The organism is Microbacterium galbinum (assembly GCF_023101185.1).
Lineage (GTDB): Bacteria > Actinomycetota > Actinomycetes > Actinomycetales > Microbacteriaceae > Microbacterium > Microbacterium galbinum.
Genome location: NZ_CP078077.1, coordinates 2,504,565 through 2,520,138, shown reverse-complemented (window position 1 = coordinate 2,520,138; position 15,574 = coordinate 2,504,565). Strand labels below are relative to the sequence as shown.

At 71.0% G+C, this 15,574-nt stretch carries 11 protein-coding genes; 6 read left to right on the top strand and 5 right to left on the bottom strand.

Annotated elements, in window-relative coordinates:
• The first annotated feature begins 34 nt into the window (after positions 1-34).
• Positions 35-1,315 carry a phosphotransferase gene (locus KV396_RS12190; RefSeq protein WP_247955875.1) on the top strand — a complete coding sequence of 427 codons (1,281 nt, stop codon included), beginning with the start codon at positions 35-37 and terminating at the stop codon, positions 1,313-1,315.
• On the opposite strand, the gene KV396_RS12185 is transcribed toward KV396_RS12190, so the two are convergent.
• Both KV396_RS12185 and KV396_RS12180 read right to left on the bottom strand, forming a co-directional pair.
• A complete protein-coding gene (locus tag KV396_RS12185) occupies positions 1,261-4,764 on the bottom strand; it encodes an ATP-dependent DNA helicase (protein ID WP_247955874.1) in 3,504 nt (1,167 codons plus the stop codon). The two genes, KV396_RS12190 and KV396_RS12185, sit on opposite strands and share 55 nt — an antisense overlap.
• Complete coding sequence (locus tag KV396_RS12180) at positions 4,761-7,976, bottom strand: ATP-dependent helicase (protein WP_247955873.1); 3,216 nt, start codon at positions 7,974-7,976, stop codon at positions 4,761-4,763. The genes KV396_RS12185 and KV396_RS12180 overlap by 4 nt, the downstream gene beginning before the upstream one ends.
• 167 nt (positions 7,977-8,143) lie before the next feature.
• On the opposite strand from KV396_RS12180, the gene KV396_RS12175 reads away from it, so the two are divergent.
• Together KV396_RS12175 and KV396_RS12170 are read left to right on the top strand one after the other, a co-directional pair.
• A complete protein-coding gene (locus tag KV396_RS12175; RefSeq protein ID WP_247622931.1) occupies positions 8,144-8,368 on the top strand; it encodes a DUF3107 domain-containing protein in 225 nt (74 codons plus the stop codon).
• A 5-nt stretch (positions 8,369-8,373) separates the two neighbouring features.
• On the top strand, positions 8,374-8,661 hold the full coding sequence (locus KV396_RS12170; RefSeq protein WP_247632556.1) for a hypothetical protein: 288 nt from the start codon (positions 8,374-8,376) through the stop codon (positions 8,659-8,661).
• 46 nt (positions 8,662-8,707) lie between these two features.
• Here the strand turns inward: KV396_RS12170 and KV396_RS12165 are convergent, their stop codons facing one another.
• Entirely contained in the window at positions 8,708-9,424 is a 717-nt protein-coding gene (locus KV396_RS12165) for a ferritin-like fold-containing protein (protein WP_247622933.1), read from the bottom strand.
• 195 nt (positions 9,425-9,619) lie between these two features.
• Between KV396_RS12165 and KV396_RS12160 the strand changes: the two genes are divergently transcribed.
• Complete coding sequence (locus tag KV396_RS12160) at positions 9,620-11,143, top strand: DEAD/DEAH box helicase (protein WP_247632557.1); 1,524 nt, start codon at positions 9,620-9,622, stop codon at positions 11,141-11,143.
• 45 nt (positions 11,144-11,188) lie between these two features.
• Here KV396_RS12160 and KV396_RS12155 read toward each other — a convergent pair whose 3' ends face one another.
• The gene (locus KV396_RS12155) at positions 11,189-12,055 is read right to left on the bottom strand and encodes a DUF817 domain-containing protein (protein ID WP_247632558.1); all 867 of its coding nucleotides are present in this window, start codon (positions 12,053-12,055) and stop codon (positions 11,189-11,191) included.
• Between the two features lie 68 nt (positions 12,056-12,123).
• On the bottom strand, positions 12,124-12,999 hold the full coding sequence (locus tag KV396_RS12150) for a PHP domain-containing protein (RefSeq protein ID WP_247955872.1): 876 nt from the start codon (positions 12,997-12,999) through the stop codon (positions 12,124-12,126).
• 100 nt (positions 13,000-13,099) lie between these two features.
• On the opposite strand from KV396_RS12150, the gene KV396_RS12145 reads away from it, so the two are divergent.
• Complete coding sequence (locus KV396_RS12145; RefSeq protein ID WP_247622937.1) at positions 13,100-14,122, top strand: endonuclease/exonuclease/phosphatase family protein; 1,023 nt, start codon at positions 13,100-13,102, stop codon at positions 14,120-14,122.
• A 36-nt stretch (positions 14,123-14,158) separates the two neighbouring features.
• A complete protein-coding gene (locus tag KV396_RS12140; protein ID WP_247955871.1) occupies positions 14,159-15,571 on the top strand; it encodes an aminopeptidase P family protein in 1,413 nt (470 codons plus the stop codon).
• Positions 15,572-15,574 lie beyond the last annotated feature (3 nt).

Here is a 15,574-nt window from a genome sequence, read left to right as displayed (position 1 = left end):
CGGGACCGCCCCTGAGCCGACCTACCCTTAGGGCATGGGACGCTCACCTTTCACTCTAGCCGCGGCCGTGACGGCGGCACTGCCCGGCGCGGAGGTCACGGGTACTCGCACGCTGAGCGCAGACGGTGACGCACGTTTCGACTCCGCCGTCGCCTCGCTGGCCGACGGGCGCGAGCTCGCGATCCGCGTCGCGGACGACGACGAGACGGCACGGGAGCTCGCCGCCGAGTCCCTCGCGCTGCGCGCCCTGACGGCCGGCGCGCGGGCGATCCTCCCGTTCCGCGCACCCGAGTACGTGGGCGAGACCCGCGTCGGCGATGGTCGCGCCCTCGTCACCGAACTCCTCCCCGGCTTCCAGGTCGAAGCAGCCCACGTACCGGCCGGACGCGGCACGGCGGAGTCGATGGGGGCAGCGATCGCCGCCGTGCACGGCCTGCCCGTCTCGATCGTCCGGAGCGCGGGTCTCGTCTCACGCTCGGCCGAGGAGAGCCGTGAGGACATCCGGCGGCTGGTCGACGACGCGGCCTCGACCGGCCGCGTTCCCGCCCGGCTGACGGCGCGCTGGCGGGATGCCGTCGCCGATGACGAGTTGTGGCGCTTCGAGTCGACCGTGACCCTGAACGGCGTGCAGTCGACCTCCTTCCTGCTCGAGGACGACGATGAGCGCGGTCCCCAGGTCACCGGACTGCTGAACTGGCACGGCCTCTCGGTCGGCGATCCGGCCGTCGACCTCGCCTGGCTCTCGGCCGCGCCCGATGCGGCACCCGACGTGCAGGCCGCCTACGCCCGGTCGTCGGAGCGTTCACCGGACGGTGCGATCGAGGTGCGCGCACGGATGCTCGCCGAACTCGAGTTCGCGCGCTGGCTGGTGCACGGGGACTCGCTGCACCGCCCCGACATCGTCGACGATGCGGCTGCCCTCCTCGAGGCGCTCGCCGAGGGTCTCCGCGCGGACGACCTCGCCGTCGTCGCCGCGCGGAACGAGGGGGTCGACTCGGCCCTCGACGCGCTCGACCGCGTTCCCGCGGAAGCCGCAGCTTTGATCGACACCTCGATGCAGACCGACGCCTACAATCCCGACGAACTCTGGGCGCAGGAATCGGAGGAGGGATCGTCGTCGACCGACACCTCCGAAGCGGCGCGTCGCGCCGCGATGGTCGACGTCGAAACCGAGGACCTCACCGGCGTCGGCGATATCTTCACGGCCCCGGCGGACGCCGGTGACGAAGCGGATGACGACGAACGCGATGACGACGAGGCTCAGCGCGCGGCGCGCGCGGCGCTCCAGCGCTGGAAGAGCTCGGACTCGGAGTAGACCCGGTCTCCGCGGATGACGAGGTCGTCGGCGACGTAGTAGAGCGCGACGTCGATCTCGTCGAGCGGCACCCCGAATCGGCGGTGGTAGGCGAGACGGTACAGCGCGAGCTGCAGCATCCGCTCGTCCCGCTCGGCCTCGCCCTTCGGCGGCTTTCCCGTCTTCCAGTCGACGATCTCGATCCGGCCTCCACGATCGTCGCGGCGGTACACGGCATCGAGCTTGCAGATCACGATGTGCGCGTCGGACTCGCCGGCGCGGTCAGCGGGGGCATCCGCGAGCCCGGCGCCGAGCGCGAAGTCGATCTCGATCTCGACGGCGATGGGCTGGAGAGCCCCCCACTCGCTGCGCTCGAACGTCGCCTGGAGGATGGCGAGGTCGGCCGCATCCGCCGCTTCGCCGGTTCCCTCTCCCGGCGCCGGCCCGATCTCGCCGCCCACCTCGTCCTCGTCGATCTCCCAGAGCGCCTCGTCGACGCGGGCACCGACGCCCACGAGCGATGACCGGTGCTCGACCCAGGCGTGGAAGAGCGTGCCGAGTCGGGTCTGCCGGTACGGACGCTCCGGCATCGGGCGGATGATCGCCGAGACCGTTCCGCCGTAGTCCGTGACGTAGTCCTTGAAACGGGAGGCGGGCACGCGGGTCGGCGCCGCTGCGTCGATGCCACGCAGACGCGCGGCGCGCTCGGCGAGGAGCCGCTCGAGCTCTTCCGAGGGAATCAGCGTCTCGGGTCGCGCGAGAGCCCCCGCGACCATCTCCGCCGCCGACTCGACGAGCGGACGGCGGGCACCGAGCGGATCCAGTGGCCACGAGATCGTCGCTCCCGGCCCGTCGTAGGGGTTCTCGTCGGGATCGACCGGTTCGATGGGCTCGTGCTCGCGCACGTCGATCGCCTCGAGCAGGAAGGGACTCGGCGTGCGGGGAGCCTTCTGCCCCGCCCAGTGCGCACCACTGAGAAGCAGGTCGGTGCGCGCGCGTGTGACCGCCACGTAGGCGAGCCGGCGTTCCTCCTGCTGCTGATAGGCGCGGTACGCGTCCTTGAAGCGCTTGATCGCGCCGCCCTGGGGATTGGCCTTGGTCGCCCCGCCGGACAGTGACGCCTGCGCCAGAGCCTGACGCTTCTTCGGGTCGAGCTCGCCGCCGACCGCGCTCTCGGGGTCCCAATCGAATCGCGGCAGCGCGTCGCGGTCGCCGCGGAGCGCGAACGGCACGACCCCGAAGCCGAACCAGCCCGAGGTGTCGGAGACCCGGCTGGGGAGTTCGTCGGCGACGAGACGGACGACGGCGACGGCATCCCACTCCAGCCCCTTCGATCCGTGGATCGTCAGCAGCTGCACCACGCCCGGCTCGGGGGGCTCCGGGCGCGGCATGAGCTCGTCGGTGCTCTCCGCTTTGTCGAGCCAGGCGAGGAGACTGCCGATCGTGCCGCGGTCGTCGGCCGCAAGGAAGGCACGCACCTCATCGGAGAACGCGCGGAGCTGCGTCGAGGCGACCCGTGCCGGCCCCCGGGTCTCGTTCGCCGCCAGTTCGATGTCGAGGCGCAGCTCGAGTTCGATCAGACGCAGCAGCTCGGTCAGCGGCTGCGACGAGGCCCGTCGGAGCCGCTCGAGCATCTCCCCCGCCGCACGGATGCGCGATCGCCCGTCGGGGGTGAATCCCTCCAGCAGGCGATAGTCGTCGCGCACGGCGCGCACCACGTCGACGGCATCGACGATCGACACCGCCTCATCGGCGCCGCGCGACGAGCGCAGTCGCACGCGCACCTCTTCGGGAAGCGGCATCATCGAGGTGTCGCGTTCGGCGAGGGTTCGGCCGAGATCGTAGAGCGCGGCCATATCGGCCACCCCGACGCCGAACCGCGGACCCGTGAGCAGGCGGATGAGTGCCGAACCCGCGGTCGGGTCGTGAACCACGCGCAGGGTGGAGACGACGTCGACCACTTCGGGGGTCGCCAACAGTCCGCCGAGCCCGAGGATGCGATGCGGTACGCCCTCCGCGGCGAGCGCGGCCGCGAAGGTCTGCATGTGACGTTTCGAACGGAACAGCAGAGCGCCGGTGTGCGGGCGTCCGGCGACGGATGCATCGTGCGCGGCTCGTCGCTCGACGAACCAGCGAGCGACATCGGCGGCCTCGTCGTCGACCGTGAACGCGAATCGCAGATCGACGCTTCCGGAGCCCGCACCGGGACGGGGTTCGAGTGGGGGCACGTCGAGCCCCGGCCGCTGCAGCGGCTCGAGCACGCGATTGGCGATATCGAGGATGCCGCGGTCGTTGCGCCAGCTGGTCATGAGGCTGTACGTCTGCGCCCGCTGTTCGCGCGCGAAGGCGCTCGAGAACGCGTACAGATTGTCGGCGCTCGCGCCGCGCCAGCCGTAGATCGACTGGTGCGGGTCTCCCACGGCCATCACCGCGCTGTCGTGGAACAGCTCGGCGAGGAAACGGGTCTGGATGACCGAGGTGTCCTGATACTCGTCGAGCAGGACGACGCGGTGCTGCTCGCGCAGCTCGGCGCGCACGTCGGGAGCGGCCTCGACGATGTCGTAGGCACCACCGACCTGATCGGCGAAGTCGAGCACGCCGCGGCGCCCCTTCTCGGCGATGTACTCGCGCACGAGCGCGGCGAGCGTCGGCAGGCTGAGAAGGTTCGCCGCCGCCTTCTCGACGTCGCCGTTGCCGCGGTACGGCTCGAACGACAGCGCCGTCTCGCGCGCGAGACGCTCGGCCTCGTCGAGATCGACCCGATGGTCGAGGGCCTCCCCCGCGAGGCGCTGCACCGCGTCGATCACCGTGCCGAGCGCGTAGTCGATCCCCTCGAGTTCCGGGAGGTCGGCGCGCAGCACGACCTCTCGCGCGAGCATCCACGACGCGGCCTGACTCAGCATCGCCACGTCGGCGTCGCGTCCGATCCGAGCGGCGTGCTCGCGCACGATGCCGTCGGCGAAGGCGTTGTAGGTCGACACCCGTGGGCGGATCATCAGCTCCTCGGCCGCACGCGGAGCGGTCGGGTCCCAGCCCGTGCCGTAGCGGCCGGCGAGCTCGTCGAGCACGTGCGTCCGCACGACGTCGCGCTGACGGCCCCCGGCCGCCTCTTCCACCCGGCGCAGGGCGTGCGTCGCCACGATCTCCGGCACGTGCGGCAGCAGACCGCGGCGACCGAACTCGTCGATCACGGCGAGGCGGTGGCCGATGCGCTCGGCGAGCTCGCCCGCAGCCTTTCGGGTGAAGGTGAGTCCGAGGATCTCGTCGCGTCGCACATGACCGTTGGCGACGAGCCACACCACGCGCCCCGACATCGTCTCGGTCTTCCCGCTGCCCGCTCCGGCGACGACGAGGGCGGGCGACGGCGGCGCCTCGATCACCTGCTGCTGCGCGGGAGTGGGCGAGGGCTGGCCGAGAGCCGCCGCGACATCGGTCGCCGACAGGCCGAGGCCGCCGCCCCAGCCGGTCACGCGCTCACCGCCGGGACGGTGTGGATCCGACAGGGGTGGATGCGGCGCTGGGTGTCGGCGCAGTGCGACTCGACCTGCGCGGTGAAACTCGAGGCCGACATCCCGCGAGCGGCATCGGCCACACGGCGCAGGAACGCCTCGCGCGCGGTGTCGTCGAGCGTGTGCTGGTGGGCGATGCGGTAGTCGCTCTTGGCGAGGGTCTTCGAGACGATCACGAGACGCGCCCCGGCGAGGGCATCGGCAGGCGCACCCTCGATCAGGCCCTGCTGGACCGCCACCTGGTACGCCGCCAGTTGGGCGTGCTCACGGACTCCCGCGTCGGCCTCCGGATCGGTGCGTCCGGTCTTGAGGTCGACGACCACCGCGCGCTCGCCCTCGCCGGCCGCGGTCATCTCGGTCCACCCGCGCCCCCGCGCCGGGGGATGCTCCCCCGCCCCCGGAGGGTAGGCCTCGACGCGGTCGATGTAGCCGCTCACGATCGCGCGCGCTCCTCTCTCGTCGCCGACGTCGTGCACGACCGGGAGGCCGTCGTCATCGGGCAGGGAGACGGCGAAATCGAACCGCGTCTCGCTGCCGACGACCCGTCCTCCGTCGCGTCGGACGTCGCCGAGGTACGTGTGCAGCCGGTCGACGTAGAGGTCGGCTCGACGCCGCTCCTTGCGTCCGATCCACTCGGTCTCGAAGTCCAGCTCGGGCCAGTGCTCCGCGACGATCGCCCGCATCTGCTCGAGATCGCCGTCCGGCACCTTCTCCATGGCCTCGTGGATGATCGTGCCGATCCCCGCCGTCGGCGGCATGACGGTGTCGCCCCCCAGCGCGGAGACGACCCAGTTCAGGCCGCACTCCTCGTAGGACTCCATCTTCGAAGGCGACACCCGCGCACCGTCGGCGGCGAGGTCCCGCAGGGGACGATCGGTACTCGGTGGCGTGACGCCGTACCAGTCCCGCGGATCCGCGCCGGCGACACCCTCGGCCGCGAGGATCGCGAGCTGCTCCGCGGCGAGACGACGTGCCGGGTCGGAGGTCGCCGTCGTGAGGGTGCGTCGGTGGCGCGCGACGAGTCCGCGGAGGGTGAGCGGATGCTCGGCCGATGCGTGTGCCTCCGGGGCGTCGGGCGTCGGCAGGAACGCGAAGAACGGGCTTGGGCTCTGGTCGTCGTCGTCGACCGCCGTCACGAGGATCCGGTCCCGCGCGCGCGAGATGGCCCGGACGAAGAGGCGGAGCTCGTCGTGCAGCGCTCCTCTTCGCCGATCCAGGATGCCCGGCGTCTCGAGGGGGACGCCGGTGCGCATCGACGTCACGGCGTCGGGAAGACGCCAGGTCTGCAGCATCCCGCCCCGGAGCCGGAGGTTCGGCCAGACGCCGTCTTGCAGGCCGGCCACGACGACCGCGTCGAACTCGGTGCCGAGCGCGGTCGCCGGGGTGAGCAGAGTGACCCGCCCCGGCCGATCGGGTGTCGAGAGCGAGTCCTCGGGCACCTCGCTGTCGAGGATGTCGCGGACGAACGTCTCCGGGCGCTCGTTCGGCGTGCGCTCGACGAAGCGCTTGGCCGCGTCGAACAGCGAGACGAGGGCATCCAGCGATCGCGCGGTCTCGGCGCCGCCGGGCTGCGACGACACCTCTCGCCACGCGATGTGCAGGCGGCGGCCGTCGATCGCCCGCGACTGCTCCCAGATCCGCCAGAGCAGGTCGTGGATCGTCTCGCCGGTTCGCGCGGCGGCCGAGACCGCCTCGATCGTCTCGGCGAACCGACGGGCCGTTCGGGACTCCGGGGCATCGATGAGCGTGAAGTGCTCGGGGTCGGCCATCGCCTGGCGCAGCAGCTCGCGAGCGGGTGTGGCTCCCCCGTGTTCCAGCTCGAGGTGTCGCAGCCGCGCGCGCAGACGACGCAGGGCGATCGCGTCCATCCCCCCGAACGGCGTGCGCAGGGCTTCTTCGAGTTCCGCGGACGTGCGCTCCGCTGCCGGGGTGAGTGCGAGGCGCACGATGCCGACGATGTCGCGCACGACGCCCTCGCTGCCGAGCGGACGCTGCACGCCGGCGGCCCGTGTCGGGATCTCCCGCGCGGCGAGCTCGGTCTCGAGCAGTGTCACCTGACGCGTGTCGTGGGCGATGACGGCCATGCGATCCCAGGCGACGCCCTGCATGAGGTGCCATTCGCGCATGACACCGGCGATGCGGTCGAACTCCTCGTGCGGCGACGGGGCGAGGAACGACGTGACGGCGGCATCCGCTCCCTCGATGGGGCCGGCCTGCGGCGCGCGCCGGTGCTCGACCCTTCCCGAGACCCCGATCGCCTGCGTCACGGTGCGGGTGAGCGCGGTGAGCGCCGGGTGCTGGCGGTGCGCGCCGTCGAGCACGTGCACCGCTCCGAGCGCCGAGACGAGGTCGGCGAACAGTTCGGGGCTCGCTCCCCGGAACGCACCGGAGGAGATGTCGGGATCGCCGAACGCGAGCACCGAGACCCCTCGGGCACGCAGCGCCTGGACGACGGCGACGCCCCCGCGGGTCAACTCCTGCGCGTCATCGATGAGCACCACGCGCAGGGGCGCCAGGGGGCCGAGCGTGCCCGGGGACGCCTCACGGAGGATCGTGCTCGCCTCGCCGAGCAGGTCTGCGGCGTCGCGATGCGCCGAGCGCAACGCGTCGAGCACCGAGCGGTACTCGACAATGAAATCGGCGGCGGCCGCCCAGATCGGGTCGCCCGATGCCTTCAGCTCGTCCGGGAGCACACCCAGCTCGGTGCACTCGGCGATGAGCGCACGCAGCTCGGAACGGAACCCCTTCGACCCGCGCACCGATGCGCTGAGCGCGTCGGGCCAGCGGATGCCGCCGTCTTCGGCGTCGCCCGCGAGGAGCTCGGCGATGATCCGATCCTGATCGGCGCCCGTGAGCAACGCCGGCGGCTCGGAGCCCGCGTGCACCATCGCTCCGCGAACGATCTGGAAGGCGAAGGATCCGAGCGACCGCGCGAGCGGACCCGGCGTCGCCTGGCGGACGCGCACGCCGATGCGGTCGCGGAGCGCCGTCGCCGCCTGCCTGCTCGGAGTGAGGGCCAGCACCTCCTCGGGGCGCAGCCCCTCGTGGTCGAGCAGCCTGCCGATGCGCTCGATCAGCGTGCGCGTCTTGCCCGTTCCCGGTGCGCCGATGATGACTCCGGATGCGGTCGCCGCGGCGTCGATCACGGCTCGCTGCGCGGCATCCCCTGTCATGCACTCCACGCTAGCGGCGTGCGCCGACATCGCCTCCCGCGGCGGGTCGGGCGCGTGTGCGCTCACGGCGAAACCGCTCCCCTGCGCCGATCCGGCGACGCACCTGCGGGGTAGAGTTGGCGCAGACCTCGGACGACGACATCGTCCTGACACTCCAAGGAGTACGCGTGGAAATCCGCATCGGAATCATCAACACCGGCCGCGAGCTGAGCTTCGAGACCGCCACCGCAGCAGAAGAGATCCGCACCCAGGTCGCGGCAGCGCTCGACCAGAGCACCGCGCACCTGAGCTTCACCGACATCAAGGGCAACTCCTACATCGTCCCCACCGCGAACCTCGCCTACATCGAGCTGGGCACCGAGGAATCGCGCCGGGTCGGCTTCGTCGCCTGATCGCGATGTACATCCTTCTCGCCCTCGTCGCGGCCTGCGCTCTGGGCATCGCCGCGCATTTCCTCATCGACGGCCGCGAACTCCGCGGCGCCGCACTGACCCCGGGCATCGCGACGGTCGTCACCGCCGCGCTCTACACGGGCCTGCAGTGGGCCGGTCTCGGCGAGGACAACGTGTGGCTCTGGCTGGCGAGCATCCTCGGCGGTGTCGTGGTCGCCGTCGTCGCGACTCTCGCTCTGGTCGCCGCCCGACGCCGCTCGGACGCGGCGAAGACCGCGGCCCTCGGCATCTAGGTCCGCACGTCCAGATAGGTCCGCAGGTCTGGATAGGTCCGCACGTCTAGGACGCGAGCCCCATCGCATCCATGCGACGCGCGTGCGCGCCCATCAGCTCGGTGTACACAGGTTCGATGCGCTCGTCGTCCGGTGCCACGAAGACCTCGGGCTTCAGCGCCGAGCGACAGACGAGGATCGTGTCACCCACCAGGCGTCGCGCCCACATCGACAGCAGTGAGCGCCACTCCTCGTCGCTCTCGATCGTCTCCTGGATGATCGAGACGATCTCGTGGCGGGCGTCGTCCTCGCGCAGTATCTCGGCGATCCGCCGCCCGGTCTCGCCGTAGCTGGACGCGAGGGCGAGATAGAAGTCGTCGAGCATCCCGGCCGTGATGTACACGGCGAGGAGCGTCTCGCGCGGTCGCGCACCGATCGTCTTGCGGCGGAACGCATCGAGGTTCTCGCGGAACGGGAGCATCAGCTGCGTGGGGTCGTCGCCGCGCTCGGCGATCACCTCGACGATGCCGCGATGCTTCGTGAGAGCGGCGCCGGCCGCACGGGAGAGCGCCTCCTTCTCGGCGAGCTCCGGCGTGGCACGGATGAGACGGGTGAGGGTCTCGAAGTACCCCAGCTGCAGGTAGGCGGCCTGGCCCAGGAAGCGGGGCAGCTCGGGCGCGAGGTCGGCGAAGTCCACGCGGGTCGCGTCGCCCTGGTCGCCCCGGCTGCGCAGGGCGAGAGTGCGTCGCGGCGCATCGTCGCGCTGCCAGAACCACTTAACCACGAGGTCTCCCTACCGAGTTCGCCACGACGATCACAATACCCGGGGCGGAGGTCCTCCTCGGGCGTTCGGCCGCCCTCCGGTAGGCTGGGCGTGTCCCCGCCGTCGGAGCGGGGCCCGCGCCTGTGGCACAAGAGACGGCGTGGATCGTTAACGTGGCGGTCTCAGCACGACCGCCGGACAGGCAATCTGAATACAGTGACTACTTTCTCCGATCTCGGGATCGATCAGGACATCGTCGATGCGCTCGCTGCGAAGGGCATCGTCGACGCGTTCCCCATCCAGGAGCAGACCATCCCCCTCGGCCTTCCGGGCCAGGACATCATCGGCCAGGCGAAGACCGGAACCGGAAAGACCTTCGGCTTCGGCATCCCCGTCGTCCAGCGTCTCGGCCTCGACCCCGAGCACGGGGTGAAGGCGCTCATCGTCGTGCCGACCCGCGAGCTCGCGGTGCAGGTCTACGAGGACATCGACCTGCTCACCAGCAACCGCTCGACCAGCGTCGTCGCCATCTACGGCGGCAAGGCGTACGAAGGCCAGATCGACCAGCTCAAGGCCGGCGCGCAGATCGTCGTCGGCACGCCCGGTCGCCTGATCGACCTCGCCGGCCAGCGTCTGCTCGACCTGTCGAACGCGACCGAGGTCGTGCTCGACGAGGCCGACAAGATGCTCGACCTCGGCTTCCTCGCCGACATCGAGAAGATCTTCCAGAAGGTGCCGGCCGTGCGCCACACCCAGCTGTTCTCGGCGACCATGCCCGGCCCGATCGTGGCGCTGGCCCGTCGCTTCATGACGAACCCGATCCACATCCGCGCCAACGACCCCGACGAGGGCCTCACGCAGGCGAACATCAAGCACCTCGTCTACCGCGCGCACTCGCTCGACAAGGACGAGGTCATCGCCCGCATCCTGCAGGCCGAAGGCCGCGGCAAGACCGTGATCTTCACCCGCACCAAGCGCGCCGCGCAGCGCCTGGTCGACGAGCTGGGCGACCGCGGTTTCAACGTCGGCGGCGTGCACGGCGACATGGGCCAGGATCAGCGCGAGCGCTCGATGGCGGCGTTCAAGGCCGGCAAGAAGGACGTCCTGGTCGCGACCGACGTCGCCGCCCGCGGCATCGACGTCGACGACGTCACGCACGTGATCAACCACACGATCCCGGACGAGGACAAGACGTACCTGCACCGCGCGGGCCGCACGGGCCGCGCGGGCAAGACCGGTATCGCGGTCACGTTCGTCGACTGGGAGGACCTGCACAAGTGGGCCCTGATCAACCGCGCCCTCGAGTTCGGTCAGCCCGAGCCCGTCGAGACCTACTCCTCGAGCCCGCACCTGTACGAGGACCTCGACATCCCCGCCGGCACGAAGGGTCGTCTCGTCTCGGCCCCCAAGGCGGAGTCGACCCGTCCCCCGCGCACCCCGCGCCCCGAGCGCGCAGCGGATGCCGCTGCCGAGGGCACCGACGAGGGCGGCACGCGCCGCCGTCGTCGCCGTCGCGGCGGGTCGAACCCGGTCGGTTCGACGTTCGCCGAGGGCGCCGCACCTGCGGCCTCGGGTGACGGCGACGGTGCCCCCGCCGCCGATCGCAGCGCCGAGGGCGCCGGCACGCACGACGGTGCGGGCAAGGAGCACCACGACGGAAAGCCCGCCCCGGCTCGCCGTCGCCGCCGTCGTCGCGGAGGTTCCGGCGGAGCGGGCGCGGCACCGGTCGCGGGCGCCTGAGACGGTTTCGAAAGAGGGGCGGATGCTGCGGCATCCGCCCCTCTTTCATGTCCCGGCTCGGACCTGCGCCGGGGCCTTCGGCGGGTACACCCACGTCACGAGCACGACCGAGATGATCATGAGCAGGAACCACGACACGAGCTTGCTCGGCGAGACGGGTTGCCACCCGTCGGCCTGATCCGGGTACGCCCAGGCACCGGCCAGCGTGCCGATGTTCTCGGCGAAGTAGATGAACACCGCGACGCCGGCGAACGCCAGCAGGAGCGGGATGCGCAGCGTCCGCCGCCAGACCCGCGCGTGCATGACCGTCGGCAGCCAGAGCACGAGCACGGCGATCAGCAGAACCCAGCGCGCATCCCACCAGTAGTGGTGCGCGAAGAAGTTCGCGTAGATCGCCAGGGCGACGAGGGCGGTGAGCCATCGGCGCGGGTAGCGCGTGAACCCGAGATCGAACAGGCGGTAGACGCGCACCATGTAGGAGCCGACCGCGGCGTACATGAAACCGCTGAACAGCGGCACTCCGCCGATGCGGAGGATGCCGTCGGCGGCATACGCCCACGACCCCACGTCGGTCTTGAACAACTCCATGACCGTGCCGGTGACGTGGAAGAGCAGGATCACCCACAGCTCGCGTCCGCTCTCGAGCCGGAACACCAGCATCGCGACCTGGATGAGCACGGCGGCGATCGTGAGGGCATCGTTCCGGGCGAGGGCCACGTCATCGGGATACCAGAGCCGCGCGACGACGATCACGACGAGGAGCGCCGCGCCGAAGATGCAGGCCCAGGCCTGCTTGAGCACGAAGACGGCGAACTCGACGAGGAACGCGCGGATGCCGTTCGCCGGGGCATCGCGGAGCAGACGGTGAGCGGCCGCGTCGATCCGGCGCTCGAGCGAGGTGGCGCGTTGCATCGGGCGAGCGTATCGACGACGACGGCGAGAGCGCCGGGAGTCGACCGCCAGTATGCCGGGAAGCCCGGTCAGGGGTAACGCGGTGTGGTACCGGAGGCGCTCGCGATCAGGCGCTCGACCATCTCGTCGCTCGTGGTGTTCTCCCCGGGCCGGTTGGGCTTGCCGCTGCCGTGGTAGTCGCTGGAGCCGGTGACGATGAGATCGCGTCGAGCGGCGAGTTCGCGCAGCAGGGCCTTCCCCGCCGCGGTGTTCTCCCGATGGTCGATCTCGAAGCCGCCGAGCCCCGCGTCGATCAGCTGCTCCAGGAACGACATCGGCATCATACGGTCGCGACCGGAGGTCACCGGGTGGGCGATGATCGCCACTCCCCCGGCGTCCGTGATGAGCCGGACGGCGGTGAGCGGATCGGGCGCATAGTGGGGCTCGTAATACCCCTCGCGCGGGTGCAGGATGCCGTCGAACGCCTCGGTGCGATCGCGGACGATTCCTCGTGCGACGAGCGCATCCGCGATGTGCGGGCGACCGACCGTCGCGTCCGGCGTGGTCTGGGCGAGCACGTCGTCCCAGTGCAGGTCGTAATCGCGGCCGATGCTGCGGACGATCCGCTCGGCCCGGCCGATGCGGTCGCCGCGGATGCGATCCGTCTCCGCCCGCAGGGCCGCGTCGTCGGGGTCGAACAGGTAGCCCAGCACGTGGACGCTGCGCCAGTCGTGCTTCGCCGACAGTTCCATCCCCGGCAGGAAGGTCATTCCCAGCGCCGCCGTCGCCTCCGCCGCCTCGCCCCAACCGGTCGTGCGGTCGTGGTCGGTGAGCGCGATCGTGCGCAGTCCGTGCGCGTGCGCCTGGCGCACGACCTCGGCCGGCGCCTCGGTTCCGTCGGAGTGATTCGAGTGCAGATGCAGGTCGGCGGGACCGACGAATCGACGGGGGTGCTCAGGGGACATCCTCCGAGCGTACCGAGCGGGGCGGAGGGCGGGCGCACGGGAGCGCAGTCCCGCCTGTCGCGGCAGGGACTTCACAGGCGGCGCTCCTAGGCTGGAGGGGATGTTTCGCCTCCTCGGAATCCTGATCACCGTGCTGTTCGCCGCCGCCACGGCCGTCGTGGTGTGGCCGCAGTTCTTCCGGCTGGAGCAGACCTATCCCTTCGCGCAGGTCGTCGCGGCGCGCGGTGTGGTGCTGGGCATCTTCGTGGTGATCGCGCTCCTGGCGCTGCTGCTGCTACTCGCCCGCCCGCTGCGCGGCTTCGCCGCCTCGATCCTCATCGTCGCGCTGCTCGGAGCCGGAGCGACCGGAATCATCGGAGCGACCCGCGGATTCGGCACGTCGGCCCTCCCCGATAAGACGGAGACGAGCGTCCGTGTTCTGACCTGGAACACCGCCGGCGAGGCGGTGTCGGCCGACCAGATCGCCCAGGAGATCCTCGACCAGGGAGCCGACATCGTCGCGCTCCCCGAGACGACCGAGGCCGTGGGCGAGCGCATCGCGCTCATGCTGCGCGAGCAGGGGCATCCGATGTGGGTGCACCACGTGCAGTTCCGCCCCGACGTGCCCGACGGCCCGCAGTCCTGGCAGACGACCGTCCTGGTCTCCCCCGACCTCGGGGAGTACTCGGTCATCGAATCGTCGCAGGACGGCACGAGCAACACCGGCTCGGTGCCCAGCGTCGTGCTGATGCCGGTCGATGGGAGCGGGCCGACGGTCGTGGCGGTGCACGCCGTGGCCCCCCGCGTAGAGGAGATGCAGCAGTGGCAGTCCGATCTCCAGTGGATCGCCGACCAGTGCCCCGCGGGCGATTTCATCCTCGCGGGTGACTTCAACGCGACGATCGACCACATGGCCGGTCTCGGCGTCGAGGGCGGTGACATCGGGTACTGCCGCGATGTCGCTTCGCGCACCGGCAACGGAGTCGTCGGAACCTGGCCCAGCTCGCTGCCCCCGTTGGCGGGCGCGCCGATCGATCATGTGATGGCCTCGCAGAACTGGACGCCCACCGGTTCGGTCGTGCTCGACGACGCCGGCGGCAGCGATCACCGTGCCCTCGTGGTGCAGCTCGAGCCCGCCGGCTGAGAGGCGGCGTGCATCCCCGAGTGAGAGACTTGAGGGATGAGCACCGCAGCAGAACGCGACACGATCGCCGAACCCGACGTCGAGAACAGCAACACGAATCGCAAGCAGCCGTTCCCGCAGGGCTTCCTCGACACTATCTCGACCGGGTGGGCCGAGCGTCCCGAGACGCTTCCCGGCGCGCGCGAGCAGGCATCCTACGCCGCCGTGCGCCGCGCCGCGCTCTCGGCCGCGTTCCCCGGTAAGCGCCTCGTCATCCCGGCGGGCTCGCTCAAGCAGCGCAGCAACGACACCGACTACGTGTTCCGTGCGCACTCCGCCTTCGCGCACCTCACCGGCTGGGCATCCGACACCGAGCCCGACTCGGTGCTCGTCTTCGACCCGACCGACGACGGTCACGACGTGACCCTGTACTTCCGCGAGCGTGCCGACCGCACCACGACCGAGTTCTACGCCGACGCCACCGTCGGAGAGTTCTGGATCGGACCGCGCCCTTCGCTGGCCGGCGTCGCCGCCGACCTCGCCCTCACCACCGCGCACCTGGCCGAGTTCGCGCCGGCCGAGGGCGAGCTGGTGCTCGATGAGGACGAGACGCTGACCCGTGCGGTCTCCGAGCTGCGCCTCATCAAGGACGACTTCGAGATCGCCGAGATGCGACGTGCGGTCGAGATCACCGCCGCCGGCTTCGACGACATCATCCGAGAGCTCCCCTCCGCCGTGGCGCACGCGCGCGGCGAGCGCGTCGTCGAGGGCGTGTTCCACCGCCGGGCGCGCGAGGACGGCAACGGGGAGGGATACGACACCATCGCCGCCTCCGGGCCCCACGCCTGCTACCTGCATTGGACCCGCAATGACGGCGCCGTGGTGCCCGGCGATCTGATCCTCGTCGACGCCGGTGTCGAGGCCGACAGCCTCTACACCGCCGACATCACCCGCACGCTGCCCGTCTCCGGCACGTTCACCGATGTGCAGCGCCGTGTCTACGAAGCCGTGCGCGAAGCGGCCGACGTCGCCTTCGCCGCCGCGAAGGTCGGGGTGCGCTTCCGCGACATCCACGCCGCCGCCATGACCGTGATCGCCGCTCGCGTCGCGGAGTGGGGTCTGCTCCCCGTCACGGCCGAGGAGGCCCTCGACGCCGAGGCCGGCGGCCAGCACCGCCGCTACATGGTGCACGGCACCTCGCACCACCTCGGCATCGACGTGCACGACTGCGCCCAGGCCCGCCGCGAGATGTACTACGACGGCATCGTCGCCCCGGGCATGGTGTTCACGATCGAGCCCGGCCTGTACTTCCAGATCGACGATCTCACCGTCCCCGCCGAGCTCCGCGGGATCGGCGTGCGGATCGAGGACGACATCCTCATGACCGAGGACGGCCCCGTCAACCTCTCGGCCGGCATCCCCCGCACGGCCGACGAGATCGAGGCCTGGATCGCCCGCGTCCAGAGCTGATCC